Here is a 12,281-nt window from a genome sequence, read left to right on the forward strand (position 1 = left end):
CAACGCGTTGATAGGTATAAGACCAACGCGTTGATAGGTATAAGACGCAAAATCCGTCACTTCCTCTGCTATTCTCAAACTTGTGTGGGATATAGCGTCCAGTCTTCAGTGGATCACGATACGAAGAAGCCGGATCTCCTCCTTGTGTCTACTCCTGCTTAATGCATGATAAACAGCCAAAAAACGGCAGCGAGAACAAAACGGTAGATCGCAAAATGAGTAAGCCTTATCTTCTGTATGAGCTTCATGAAGGCCAAGACGACAAAATAAGCAACAACAAACGAAACGATAAATCCGGCAAGAAATACGCCGATCGTATCTAAAGTAAAATATCGGTAAGAATCCAGCAATTCATATCCGGATGCAGCACACATAATGGGAATTGCAATAATGAACGAGAAATCGGCCGATGCCTTATAGCTCACCCCGCTAAGCATTCCTCCGGAGATGGTGGAGCCCGAGCGGGAAAAGCCCGGCCATAAAACGGATATGATCTGGTAGACGCCAATCTGAAGGGCCTGCTTGTATGTCAAATCATCCAAATCATGTGATGTCACTTGAACTTTATGCTTATTGTACCATTCTGCAAAAATCATAAAAATACCGCCGGCAACGAGTGCAAACAGCACCGTCTGCGCATGGAACAGGCTCTTGATAAAATCCCTCGCGAAAAATGCAACCAGCAGGGCCGGAGCAATCCCCAAAAATATATGAATCAGATTCAATCTTTTTCGAGGCTCTTTCTTGGTCAACGGTTCACTTCGGCTCCAGCCGAGCAGGTTCAAAATTCGATTCCAGTAAACGATAGCGATCGCCATAATGGCGCCAAGCTGAATGACAACCTCAAACGTCTTCATGATCGGAGTTTGATCGTCGTAACCGAGCACCTTGGCCGTCAAGATCATATGACCTGTGGAAGACACCGGAATGAATTCGGTTAGTCCTTCCACGATCCCCAGTATAATGGATGTGATAAAATCCATCGTCCTTCCCCTCCCTTACCTTTGTCCTCCTCATATGTATGCTCGGCCAAAGGAAGTTAGTCGGGATTGTCAGGATATCCAGCGTGGAATCATGGACTCTTCAAGCGAACCGGGCCTCGATAGCTCACTTCGCAGCAGGTCTCTAATAAACTCCGGCAGCATATATACCGTATCCTTACCAAGTGACAACGACTCGTATCCGATTTTAAAAGTGAACATATCGAGTGTCCCCACCTTATATTCCCGCTGCGGCTCTAGCGGTTGCCCCTTCATGGAGATATGCGTAATCTTTCGGTAAGGCTCTCCGTTCTTGTCGTAGTGAATTTTCAACCCATCGACTGCCAGGCCGCCTAATATATAACCGCGGAAACCAAAGCCCATTATCTTCTTTCCGCTGAACTCTTGAAGCAAACTCTCCTCAAGCGCCTGATAGATATGTTCTCCGCGCAGCTTCACGATGCAGGGATTAATCGGTGACGGGCACAGGCCATGCAGCATACCGGTGCTGATCTCGCCCTCCGGCAGCGGCCCGAGCAGCTGCCCCGAGTTCACGATGGCAAAATCCGCATCCGTATGCTGCAGCACGGCCTGAGCCAGCAGGTTTGCAAACGGCGACTCCTCCTCATAGTGGATGGGCAGACTACGATCATTAACGGCAACAGCCTCCGTTAATTTCTCCCTTGCCAGCTCATGGTGCCTCATGATCGCCTGCTCTACGATGGGTTCTATTAAGTTTTTATCCACAGGGAGCAAACTTCCCTCTATACAGGTAAAGCGATCTTCAGCATGACTGCGCTGCATGACGAGGCGACCTACATATTGTCCGAACTTGCCTGCACCGCACACGGCTGTCTTTCCGATCATCAGGGGCTCCTCGAGTATATGATGGGTATGACCGCCAAGAATAACATCAATCCCCTCAACATTTTCTGCTAATCTTTTATCAATCGTTAGTCCTAAATGGGATAAAACAATTATGATATCACACTGGCCCTGAAGCGCTCGCACTTGCTCAGCAATAGCCTGCACCGGATCTCCGGCTTCCCAGCCTAACAATTGATAAAAACCTGCAAAAGCAGCCGTTGCGCCGGTGAGTCCGATTCGAATGCCTTCTCGTTCCAGGATCACATGCGGCTTCATCCATCGAGGAGGATTACCACTCTTAGTCTCACTAATGTTGCAGCACACAACGGGACACTGCAGTCCGGCGTATTCACTCTCCAGAACATCATATGAAATGGTGAGCCCTTCGTTATTGCCAATCGTAATGGCGTCGTATCCTGTCAAATTAATGACATCCACATTGGCTTGGCCCATGGTGCCTTCGGTTTCCACCGATGCACGGTCCATATGATCACCGATATCCAGTACGATTGCCCCGTCGCCGGCAGCCGCCTTTTCCCGGGAAATAAGTGCCGCCACACTGCTCATCATCTCAAAATGGCTATGTATATCGTTGGTATACAATATCGTCAGCTTCTGTTTGTTGCTTCCTAACCCCATTTGGCGGCCCCCTCCCCAAGTTCGTTATTCGATAATTTCCGGTCTTACAAGCATAACATTTTAGCGAAGAATATGGTATATTGTAGCCCATAAGAATTACGAGGTGATGAAGAATGTCAACAACCATTTCTATATTACTATTTGCAGGATTAGCTGATCGAATCGGCACAGCTTCGCTTACATTCAACGTGCCTGGCCTGCCCCTGACTGCCGGGGAATTAAAGCTGCTGCTTAGTGAGGCTTATCCTGATGCCCAATCTCAGATTTCCACGGCTTTCGTCGCGGTCAATCAAGAGTATGCGCCTTCGGAACAGCTTATTCAGAGCGGCGACGAGGTAGCTCTAATTCCGCCTGTGTCCGGTGGTGACGGCATAACCCCGCAGGACTCCGGATCCAGGTCCTCGGCAGATGGGAAATGCACGATATCCTACGGCCCGCTTTCCGTAGAGACAACCATTGCCAAAGTTCATGATGATAATCACGGAGCAACGCTATCCTTTGTAGGTACAACGCGAGAGATGACCGGCCAGATGCGAACGGTTACGCTGGAGTATGAAGCATACATCCCGATGGCGCTTAAAGAAATGCAGCAAATATGCGCGGACATCTTTCGACAATGGCCCGGTACGCAATGTGCGATTTCCCATCGTATCGGTACGGTCGGAATTGGAGAAACCAGTGTTGTGATCGCTGTCTCCTCCCCGCATCGGAATGCATGTTATGAGGCCAGCCGCTATGCGATCGAACAACTGAAGCGATCCGTTCCAATCTGGAAGAAGGAGATCTGGGACGATGGTTCAGAGTGGAAAGGCCCACAGACCGGACCATGGGACCCAACCGTTAGGCAATAAGTCATGATTACACATTGTAAAACCATAATTTTCTTGCTAAGATAGTTTTGATCTTTTTACTTAATATAAGGGCAAGAGGTGCAATGATTTGAGAGTACATGTCACGGACCTGATACCCGGTGATCAAATGCAGCATGATGCTTACAACACAAACGGCGTTCATGTTCTACAAAAAGGGGTTACCCTTCGTTTAGAGGATATATCCAAGCTACTGCAGCACGGTATCGATTACATAGAAATAAAGCCACGCGCACTGTCTGTATCCCTCGACTCTTCGTCTGAAATTTCTGAATCATACAACAAGGTTAAACCCCATTTCAATCTTGCATTTGACGGGTGCTCCACCTTATTTACGGAAGCGTCGCAATCCGGAAAATTCAATGAGTCCGTTGTGGACGATGTTTTCATGCCCTTAGTCGGCTCACTGAACGAGCATACGGATGTTGTCTCCCTGCTATTGCTGTTTAATGGTAAAGACGATTATACCTACAGGCACTCCATTCAAGTTGGAATGTTATCGTACTACATCGCGGATTGGATGGGTTACTCCGACAAGGAAGCTTATGAAATCGGCAAAGCCGGCTATCTCCATGATATCGGCAAAAGCAAGATTCCTAGAGATATATTGGACAAGCCAGGGAAACTGACTCCTCAAGAGTATGAAGAAGTGAAGCTGCACACCATCTATGGTTACGAGATGATCTCTGAATCCATGGATGATAAGGTCACCGCTATGGTTGCGCTCCAGCATCATGAACGGGATGACGCTTCCGGTTATCCACGAGCGCTCCATGCTGACCAGATTCATCCATATTCTCATATTTGCGCTGTAGCCGATGTATATAGCGCGATGACTACGAACCGGGTTTATCAATCCAAGCAGCAGCTGTTAACCGTACTTCGGGAGCTGTATAGTCTTAGTTTCGGGAAACTGAACGGCAAGCCGACGCATGCCTTCATCCAGCAGATGCTGCCGAACTTTATCGGTAAGAAGGTTCTGCTGACGACCGGCGAATCCGGCATGATCGTCATGAACAATCCTTCGGATTACTTCCGTCCGCTCGTGAAGACCGAGGATCGTTTCATCGACCTCTCCAAGGAGTATAATACCGAAATCCAGGAGATACTTCTGTAACTGGCGTTTTTCGTCTAGGTCCCCGAATAGCCAAATAACCGTCGGCGTACAAGCCTGACGGTTTTTTTTGGTGGTTGCGTGACTTTTCTCCCCTCTTACTCTTGATTTCTGGCACAATAAAAGTCGTGACCTGACAAGAGGGCCCACGCAACCCTCAAAGTCACAATGAAATCAACAATTCATAAACCATCCAAACATAAAAAGGGGCAAACCACTCGTTCTGAGTGATTTGCCCCCTTGAATATAAGAAATATTTAGCCGATGGAACCTTCCATCTCGACAATAACCACACGCAAGTAAATCTCTAGGCCGCATAAACTGGTGCATTACGCAAACTGTGCATACATGTTTTATTGCGGCTTTTTGTTTTTTTAATTTAAAACGGTATCATAAGTGGTATCACAATAGTGTAGTTGTTCTTTAAATTTTCCCTTCTATTATATGTGTGTAAAATTCACCCCTTAACTACCCTGCCAGCCGCAATAAAATCACCAAGCGTATAATACGTAGCAATACACTTTCCTTCGTCCCACACCTCAATGCATTTGTCAGGATCTTTGGACATCATATATGCACCAAACGCATCATTGAATACCGTAGTAACCAAAATATTATTTTTGCTCTTTCCTATCGTAACCACGTATATCTCAAACCAAAGCTGCATGGTCCCACTCCTTCCTCATTGGTTCAGCTATACTGGACCAGTTCAACACCATTACCCCATTATTAGTATTACTTTTTTCTATATAAAAGGACTGCTGCTCCTCCCCATAAAAAACCGAAAACTTGCAAGGGAGTTTGTACAAAGATGATTTTATGTTAAATCTCGACCTAACAAATCCCTTGTCAACAGGACCATTAGTAACCAACTTATATTCATATCTCATCCTTATCCCTCCTTCATAGTAATATGATGATACTACGAACATAAGTTCTTATCAAGGCTTGTTTTCACAACTATGCACATGTATCATAGAACGTATGATCCCAATGTATAGGAGGGGTATACATGAGTTTCCCAGAAGCTATTTCGTCTGATGATCGCGTGTATGTTAAAAAGTACATATTGCTACTGCTAGTTATATCTGCATATGAACGCGATTGCCGACACATTGAAGCTAATCTAAAAACACCGGGACCATATATAGATACAATTAAATTAGCCATAGACCGAGCGTGGGGAGACATGAAGGAGATAAAGAAACACTTTCGTTCCAAAGGCCTTAAAGTATATGAGCAGAACAACACAGAAAACGGGATACATGCAAAATTTATGTGTAGGGGATATAGATCGGAAATGGAGCTGCGCTGGGAGTTTATCACTGCTGAAGCATCTGTATTGATGCGTAAATATCTAGGCTTAGATATAAGCAAATACGAGGGGCATATACCAGATGGGGATAAAAAATAACCCCACCAGCATGAGCCAGCAGGGTTATACATCACTTCGTTAATGTAGCTGTCTTGGTTTCTTTATCCCATCCAACACTTGCCCCTAGCGCCTCGCCAATTGCCCGTAAAGGTACATAGGTTACGCCATTCTCCAACTTACCATCTTTGATCTGTTTGCCGTTTACAATGACGTTTACCTTGTCGCCCACCGCAACAGCACCTTCTTTCTTCTTCAGTCCGAGATACTTAGCAATCCCTTTTACATGACCATCAATCAAAGCGCTAATGACTTCATGTCGCTTTAATTTGGATGCATCGGACACAACGTCTATAAACAGGTTCTCTGTCAATACGGCTGGCATACGGCTTTCACGGCACATATGAAGGTTCTTGGCCTTTTGTCCGCGGTCGATTACACCAAAGGGTTTCAGCGCCGCCATGATCTCGGTGTGAAGAACATTCTGTAGGGAGCGAGTAGATGCTGATGCGCTTGTGTACCGGAACGATTCAAAACCACCAGCTCCACCACCGGCATTACAATGGATGGATACAAGGAGATCCGCACCGGCTTTATTTGCTGCGTTTGTACGTTCAGCCAACTCCAGAAACACATCAGTAGACCGGGACAGCAACACCTGAACGCCTTCGTATTCTGCTTCCAATCGATCCTTTACCCAAAGAGATACCGTTAGAGCGATATCCTTTTCTTGAAGTCCGTTGCCGACAGCTCCCGGGTCCTTACCGCCGTGACCAGCGTCAATTCTTACTTTCTTCATTATTTGTCTGCCTCCTGACTCACCTCAGGCAATCCTGCCAAACTCGTCAAGAAACTGATGATAGTAGCCAGTAAAACCGTGCCGCCTACCACATACCAATCAACCTCATTAAATACTGTAGTAGCACCGATCACACCGATTGCTGTTTGTGCTGCTGTTTTAATTGCCCGTACACTTGCCGCTTTAAACCATTTAATTGTCATTTATAATCATCCTCTCAACTTTATTTAAGTCCACCCGAAATAATAAAAGCCGCTATTGCCAAAACAAAAGCCCCGGCGATTGTACGCCAGAGCCACTTTTGACCATCTTCAATTTTGTCCAATCTATGGTGCGCTGACCTGTGGCAGAAGCAAGTGCTTCAACTGCCGTTTCATTTGCGTTAATCGCTCTGTCTAATTTTTCATCCATGTTGTCCACCTTCGTTTCTACTCTGGTGATTCTTTGGAGCATTTCGGACTGCACACCGTCCATACCCTTTCCCCCATTCTCTCTATATCACCCATTTTATCCAGAAGCTATTTTTCTCTTGGCCTTGAAGGTGTCACCTCCAAATGCAAACAAACCCTGAAGTTAATCAGTGGCTTGTTGTGTAGTTTTGTTATTACATTGAAACTCAAACTATCCTTATGGTTCTAAAAATATTTTTTATATTCGTAGCTTTCCTTTGCTTCATCAGAAAACAAAATTATGAATGCCACAACTAAGATGCCGATTATTATAAGCAGCGGAATAATAATATAACATTCCCCTTTCTTTTTCTGGTCGTCCTTCACCCTCTCTATTTTACCATTATTTATAATATTGTGAATACCTAGTTCCTGTTAATGTTATGAATTTAAACCGATATCACTTATATAAAAAAGTCGGCATTTGCTAAAAATACACTGAATCTTGCCGTTGTTGTTGGTAAATTAGTACCATTTGGCATGTAAACAACAAATCTTGCGTTTGTGTTGGTCGTAGCTGGATTGTCAACGTCATAATAAGCCGATACCTTAGCCCCAGCCGATGCCGACTGCAAAAAACCAATAACCGGAACGGCGCTGAATGCGCCGTTGGCTATTGGTACATCAATGTTTTGAGTTAGACCGCCGGCTAGTGTTACAACGACCGTTGTTGCCCATTTATCAAACTGATTCCAGTTCTGGGAATCCGCAAAGATGCGGGAATTGTCTATATAGTTCCCTGACACTACACAATTTGCAGATGCTACTCGAATAGCGTAAGAACCCATGCCGTTTACCAAGTTACTCGTGATGGTATTAAATTGGTTTTCTATTAGAACACCTATGTTTGTCGAAAACAAGGTGTTCGCCGTTATTATATTATACGATGATTCAACCTTTATTCCAACACCGAGAGCATTTTTGGAGGATATATTGTTGGACGTTACAACAATTTTCTCCCCGGATTTAATGTGAATACCGACAAAGTTACTATCCTCGTTGGCTGCCGCGATCCAATTGTTCGCAATGGAACAAGATCCTCCTACCTCCATATATATGCCTTTTGTTTGTATGATGTCAATGATACATTCATTTACCGATATAAACAGACCACTTAGAGCATATACCCCGTAATTACTTACAATAAAAATGTTATCCCTTATGCTCCACCCTTCGCACCTGAAATTATGGACAGGGTGTACTGCATTAGATAAGTATACTCCATAGTCTACCGAGTTAAATAAACACTTGTTTATTTTGTTGTTTACCGAATAATCCGCATATATTCCAGATCCTTGCCTCAATATGTTTTGTGTACCGCCAAAAACGTCGATTTCGGACAGTTCCGAGTACCATAAGTTTTTACAGTAAATACTCTTGTCCCAATAATCATTAGCAAGATCATCACCTTGCAATAATACATTTTTGATACTGTGGTAATTTCCAGTAATGGTGATGCCATGACTAGTTGATTCCGTAGTATGCAAACTAAATCCTTCCAGACTGACCGAATCACCTTGCACATCAAAACCATGGGTATTCGTAATCAGGACGGTCTTACCTTTCCCTGCACCTTTTATACCAAAATTCGATCCCGCCGCATTTAATACGTTTGTCAGTTTATACACTCCGGGCGGTAAATATAGAGTGCCTTTTTTTGATACCGCCTCATCGATGCCGCTTTGTATGGCAAGCGTATCATCCGTTACCCCGTCTCCAGTTGCGCCAAACAGTTTAACGTTTATCATAAAATCCGCCAACTGCGAACCAAATTGCGCTTGCATATCCCTTACAATATCGCCAGCCACAGTTATTGTCCTTAAAGGCATGTATGTTGGGTCCGGCGTGCGAATATCAACAAGCTCAGCGTCCTTATCCGGGCCACCACCCTGAATGATTTGGTTAACACGATCGTTAACGCCTTCAACAGCTTCTTTTACGTTTGTTCCTGCTGCTGAACCGGAATAAGTGATGTTCTTCGCTTCATGTGCTGATGTAGAAACTATGTGATTATCAACAACTGTTTTGTTAGAATCCATGTCCGCTTGCACATTTTCAAAGGCTGTATTGATATTTTGAAAGTCCTCACTGATCCTCTTGCTTCCCGTTATTCCCCCGTACCGACTTGCCATCTGTCTCAACCCCTTTCTTTTTGTTTAGTAAACTGTCAATAGCTGTTTTGATCCCTAGTAAAATCTCTTCCTCATGAATAGGGTTGTTGTGTTTAAGTAGTGTATCGATAACCACGCATGCTTCAGGTACCGGCCTAGAAGGATCCAGTTCGGCGATGATCAATGTTTGTAGTTTTGCCAAATCATTCACCCTTTCATGGCATAATAAAAAGGCCCCGCATTAGCGAGACCTTAGTTTATGTGTTTTATTCGAATGCTTTTAGTTTTTCATTGACTACGGCTAATTGTTCTGTTCTCGTCTGGAGGAATCTGTCGAGTGAATTCAACGCCGCCCTCCATGTCTCTTCTGCTTCGTACTTATCCGTGCCAGGAATCTTGGAACTTTCAAATTTTCGTTGAGTCTCGTCTCGTTCCGTTTGCAAAGAATCAATATTGCGCTCTAACTTTTCCTTTTCCTTTAAAAGCGCTTCTTTGTCGCTGGTGTTTATTTCAACAACCTTATTGTTGTTGTCTACCATTAAATCAGCCCCTAATGACTCGGATACGGCTCGAACAGGAGCGTTTGTTCTCCCCGAGATGATCGCCCCTTTGTCTGAAAGCTTCTGACCGTTTACGATTACTGTATATTCACCTGTCACTTTTTGTCCTGTCATCGACTTAACCTGAGCCGCTACAGCATCACTAGAACTCGCAACTACTACTCCTAATACGAAAGCGCCAACAGCATACATCCACTTTTTCATAAATATACCTCCTATTTATGTGATATGGTAAGTATATCTTACGAAAAAGTATTGGTAAACGTTTCATATTTATAACCCTATAACAGTTGCATTTGAAAAATCTACAACTCCTCGAAACTGAACTGTATCTGATATAAAATTAATCAGACTCCCTTGCATAAATGTTGTACCGAAGTTCGTCCCCAACCTCAGATTGTTATTGCCTATAACGTGCAGTTCACCATTTGTTGCATAAATAAGCCCTTCAGACTGACCGTTATTATTGTAATAAGTATGAGCTGCAATGTTTGCTTGTGGGTTAGTTCCTAATTCAACCCGTCTAGCGCCGAAATCATCATAGAACCTGAAGCCAAACGGATCCAGTTCTATTCGTTCACCGTTGGTGGCCGTTCTGATGGAACTACCTAAAATGTCAGCACCTTCAATATACGAACCAACAATCTCTCCACCCTCAATACGTCCAGCTTGTACAGTGCCGCTGAATGTTCCGTCAGCCCCTTGAAGAGTACCTGTAAAGGTCCCGTTCGCCGCTTGTAGCGTTCCAGTGAACGTCCCGTCTACACCTTGGAGAGTGCCGCTAAACACCCCGTCAGTAGCTTCCAGCGTCCCTTCAAACTTAAATTTACGGCTAGGCAGGTCAAACCAAAGCGCTCTATTACCATCAGCGTAGAAACTTAATTCATCCGAGTTGAATACTGCTTTTGATAAATGGTCCTCTCGTTCAATGATTAGACCTTCTGTTCGTGTAATGGTTGCGCCATAGTATTTTTTGCCTCCCTTTATTGCAGTCTTATCGATCTTGTTAACCTGTTGGGTCAACGATCCCTCAACTACAAATTCGCTCTGCTGCTCCGACACTGAAGGGGATTCGATGGTCATCTTTAGACCGCCCCTGAAGCTGAAGGACTGTCTCAAGATGGTGGTCTTGTATTTCATGATGCCGTCCCACGGGATATGCGTATCTTCCCATGATGTGACGGTCTCTAACCACGTTGTATGCTCGTCTTGTTCGAATCCGATGATGTCCCCGTGTTCAAGTTGCGGAAAGCCTCTAGCATCCATAGAGAGCGGTAAATAAGCGAATCCATTTAAGGATGCTTGAAGATTGTTCACCATGGTCTGATTCATCAAAGGATTTTCAAGGTTTAGTGTATGGTTTTCATCACCTGAACCAGCTTCAAGGGTTAATTGATCTTCAGTGTCATAGGTAACTACGACCCTTGAATATGTCTTAATAGGATTGGTTTGTACTGCTCGGATATAATCCGATGATCCCATGTCAAATACCGGTTCCTCTGCCGTTGTGAATCGTTTAAACTTAACAACCCCATCTTTACCCACAATTACGCTGGCTGCATTAGCCCCAGCGATGTATCCCAATACCTGACGCATGGTGTACCCAGCAGGGCCGACCTCGATTCGGTAGTTAGGATTGATTTGTACGCTTGAGTCATACGTATACCCTAACCGGTTGCAAATTTCGTCCCATACCGCTTTCATTGTTGTTGGATAATTTAGTGTAGATATATAGGCGACATCAGCAAATACCAACTTATCCAAACATGTGAATGTCCAGACTCCATTGATCTTTTCACGCTTATCAACGTAAAACTCGCCGAGCGGTAACCAAGCTGTGCCGGTACCATCCCAAGGAACATTCATTTCATTCCAAGGGATATCAGTTTGCTCCCAGGTCAATCCAGACGTTGAAAGTGCTAGGTAAGGGACCATCTTTGCGTTAGGCGGTATTTCGTAGTTCGTCCTCAGTGTGATGGTTAAGGTAGAAGGTATTGCAGTTCCCACCTCAAACCCATCTAGTGAAGTAACGCTATTATCTATTACAAAATCAGCAATGACCGAATTATCATACTCAGTTCCATCAACATTTACTTTTACTTTGAATTCCCGATCCGGTTGGCGTAGTAATGCCGCATATAGCGGTGATATCGGATACATTATTGTTCCGTCAGCGTGAATTTAAGGTCTTTCCACCACAACACGCCGTTCCTTTCGAATGCTACTGGAGAAGGTCTATCGCCTACGTACATTTTCCTTGTGATGTATCCCCCGGCTTTAGGATCGGGGAAAGTAAAGTCAAAGAATACATCCTCCATCGCATCTAATATTTGTTTAATCTGAACCGTTGTTAAAGCGTTCCATCCAATCTCTATCTGTCGAATCACCCGAACCCTATCACGGTTTAATCGTCCATCCGAAGTACGGACGGATGAATCCGCATCATCAAGGTCGAGAATAGTTACTCTGAAATCACTTGGAGAAGCCACTAACGGAACATTATTTACTTTTAGCTGCAAGA

At 44.4% G+C, this 12,281-nt stretch carries 14 protein-coding genes; 3 read left to right on the forward strand and 11 right to left on the reverse strand.

Annotated features, from left to right (window positions below; translation table 11 throughout):
• Window positions 1-158 precede the first annotated feature (158 nt).
• Window positions 159-983 (reverse strand): undecaprenyl-diphosphate phosphatase, encoded by an 825-nt coding sequence (locus ACPV3A_RS16325; protein ID WP_071218035.1) that lies wholly within the window; start codon window positions 981-983, stop codon window positions 159-161.
• Window positions 984-1,052: 69 nt separating this feature from the next.
• A complete protein-coding gene (locus ACPV3A_RS16330; protein WP_426200261.1) occupies window positions 1,053-2,486 on the reverse strand; it encodes a bifunctional metallophosphatase/5'-nucleotidase in 1,434 nt (477 codons plus the stop codon).
• A gap of 113 nt (window positions 2,487-2,599) precedes the next feature.
• On the opposite strand from ACPV3A_RS16330, the gene moaD reads away from it, so the two are divergent.
• Both moaD and ACPV3A_RS16340 read left to right on the forward strand, forming a co-directional pair.
• Window positions 2,600-3,337 carry a molybdopterin converting factor subunit 1 gene (gene moaD / locus ACPV3A_RS16335; RefSeq protein ID WP_194544217.1) on the forward strand — a complete coding sequence of 246 codons (738 nt, stop codon included), beginning with the start codon at window positions 2,600-2,602 and terminating at the stop codon, window positions 3,335-3,337.
• An 88-nt stretch (window positions 3,338-3,425) separates the two neighbouring features.
• Window positions 3,426-4,472 (forward strand): HD-GYP domain-containing protein, encoded by a 1,047-nt coding sequence (locus ACPV3A_RS16340; RefSeq protein ID WP_194544218.1) that lies wholly within the window; start codon window positions 3,426-3,428, stop codon window positions 4,470-4,472.
• 454 nt (window positions 4,473-4,926) lie between these two features.
• Here the strand turns inward: ACPV3A_RS16340 and ACPV3A_RS16345 are convergent, their stop codons facing one another.
• Window positions 4,927-5,136, reverse strand: a complete 210-nt coding sequence (locus tag ACPV3A_RS16345; protein ID WP_426200262.1) for a hypothetical protein — start codon at window positions 5,134-5,136, stop codon at window positions 4,927-4,929.
• Between the two features lie 345 nt (window positions 5,137-5,481).
• Here ACPV3A_RS16345 and ACPV3A_RS16350 point away from each other — a divergent pair, with 345 nt between their 5' ends.
• Window positions 5,482-5,883 carry a hypothetical protein gene (locus ACPV3A_RS16350; RefSeq protein WP_426200263.1) on the forward strand — a complete coding sequence of 134 codons (402 nt, stop codon included), beginning with the start codon at window positions 5,482-5,484 and terminating at the stop codon, window positions 5,881-5,883.
• 31 nt (window positions 5,884-5,914) lie between these two features.
• Here the strand turns inward: ACPV3A_RS16350 and ACPV3A_RS16355 are convergent, their stop codons facing one another.
• The 8 genes from ACPV3A_RS16355 to ACPV3A_RS16390 all read right to left on the reverse strand — a co-directional run bounded on the left by ACPV3A_RS16355 (window position 5,915) and on the right by ACPV3A_RS16390 (window position 12,279).
• Entirely contained in the window at window positions 5,915-6,640 is a 726-nt protein-coding gene (locus ACPV3A_RS16355) for an N-acetylmuramoyl-L-alanine amidase (protein ID WP_426200264.1), read from the reverse strand.
• Entirely contained in the window at window positions 6,640-6,843 is a 204-nt protein-coding gene (locus tag ACPV3A_RS16360) for a holin (RefSeq protein WP_426200265.1), read from the reverse strand. Before ACPV3A_RS16360 ends, ACPV3A_RS16355 begins: the two co-directional genes overlap by 1 nt.
• 20 nt (window positions 6,844-6,863) lie before the next feature.
• A complete protein-coding gene (locus ACPV3A_RS16365) occupies window positions 6,864-6,965 on the reverse strand; it encodes a hypothetical protein (RefSeq protein ID WP_426200266.1) in 102 nt (33 codons plus the stop codon).
• A gap of 528 nt (window positions 6,966-7,493) precedes the next feature.
• On the reverse strand, window positions 7,494-9,221 hold the full coding sequence (locus tag ACPV3A_RS16370; protein WP_426200267.1) for a glycosyl hydrolase family 28-related protein: 1,728 nt from the start codon (window positions 9,219-9,221) through the stop codon (window positions 7,494-7,496).
• Window positions 9,175-9,402 carry a hypothetical protein gene (locus tag ACPV3A_RS16375; protein WP_426200269.1) on the reverse strand — a complete coding sequence of 76 codons (228 nt, stop codon included), beginning with the start codon at window positions 9,400-9,402 and terminating at the stop codon, window positions 9,175-9,177. Before ACPV3A_RS16375 ends, ACPV3A_RS16370 begins: the two co-directional genes overlap by 47 nt.
• 64 nt (window positions 9,403-9,466) lie before the next feature.
• A complete protein-coding gene (locus tag ACPV3A_RS16380) occupies window positions 9,467-9,964 on the reverse strand; it encodes a stalk domain-containing protein (RefSeq protein WP_426200270.1) in 498 nt (165 codons plus the stop codon).
• Window positions 9,965-10,033: 69 nt separating this feature from the next.
• Window positions 10,034-11,920, reverse strand: a complete 1,887-nt coding sequence (locus ACPV3A_RS16385) for a hypothetical protein (protein WP_426200271.1) — start codon at window positions 11,918-11,920, stop codon at window positions 10,034-10,036.
• Complete coding sequence (locus tag ACPV3A_RS16390) at window positions 11,920-12,279, reverse strand: DUF6711 family protein (protein WP_426200272.1); 360 nt, start codon at window positions 12,277-12,279, stop codon at window positions 11,920-11,922. Before ACPV3A_RS16390 ends, ACPV3A_RS16385 begins: the two co-directional genes overlap by 1 nt.
• Between the last annotated feature and the right edge of the window lie 2 nt (window positions 12,280-12,281).

The sequence above is a fragment of the Paenibacillus sp. Dod16 genome, assembly GCF_049893405.1.
In the GTDB taxonomy this organism is placed as follows: Bacteria; Bacillota; Bacilli; order Paenibacillales; family Paenibacillaceae; genus Paenibacillus_AQ.

Bases quoted from the DNA above. Each gene is read 5' to 3' on its own strand.
- ACPV3A_RS16325 (WP_071218035.1), bottom strand. From the start codon at position 983: ATGGATTTTATCACATCCATTATACTGGGGATCGTGGAAGGACTAACC.
- ACPV3A_RS16330 (WP_426200261.1), bottom strand. From the start codon at position 2,486: ATGGGGTTAGGAAGCAACAAACAGAAGCTGACGATATTGTATACCAAC.
- moaD (WP_194544217.1), top strand. From the start codon at position 2,600: ATGTCAACAACCATTTCTATATTACTATTTGCAGGATTAGCTGATCGA.
- ACPV3A_RS16345 (WP_426200262.1), bottom strand. From the start codon at position 5,136: ATGCAGCTTTGGTTTGAGATATACGTGGTTACGATAGGAAAGAGCAAA.
- ACPV3A_RS16350 (WP_426200263.1), top strand. From the start codon at position 5,482: ATGAGTTTCCCAGAAGCTATTTCGTCTGATGATCGCGTGTATGTTAAA.
- ACPV3A_RS16355 (WP_426200264.1), bottom strand. From the start codon at position 6,640: ATGAAGAAAGTAAGAATTGACGCTGGTCACGGCGGTAAGGACCCGGGA.
- ACPV3A_RS16360 (WP_426200265.1), bottom strand. From the start codon at position 6,843: ATGACAATTAAATGGTTTAAAGCGGCAAGTGTACGGGCAATTAAAACA.
- ACPV3A_RS16370 (WP_426200267.1), bottom strand. From the start codon at position 9,221: ATGGCAAGTCGGTACGGGGGAATAACGGGAAGCAAGAGGATCAGTGAG.
- ACPV3A_RS16380 (WP_426200270.1), bottom strand. From the start codon at position 9,964: ATGAAAAAGTGGATGTATGCTGTTGGCGCTTTCGTATTAGGAGTAGTA.
- ACPV3A_RS16385 (WP_426200271.1), bottom strand. From the start codon at position 11,920: ATGTATCCGATATCACCGCTATATGCGGCATTACTACGCCAACCGGAT.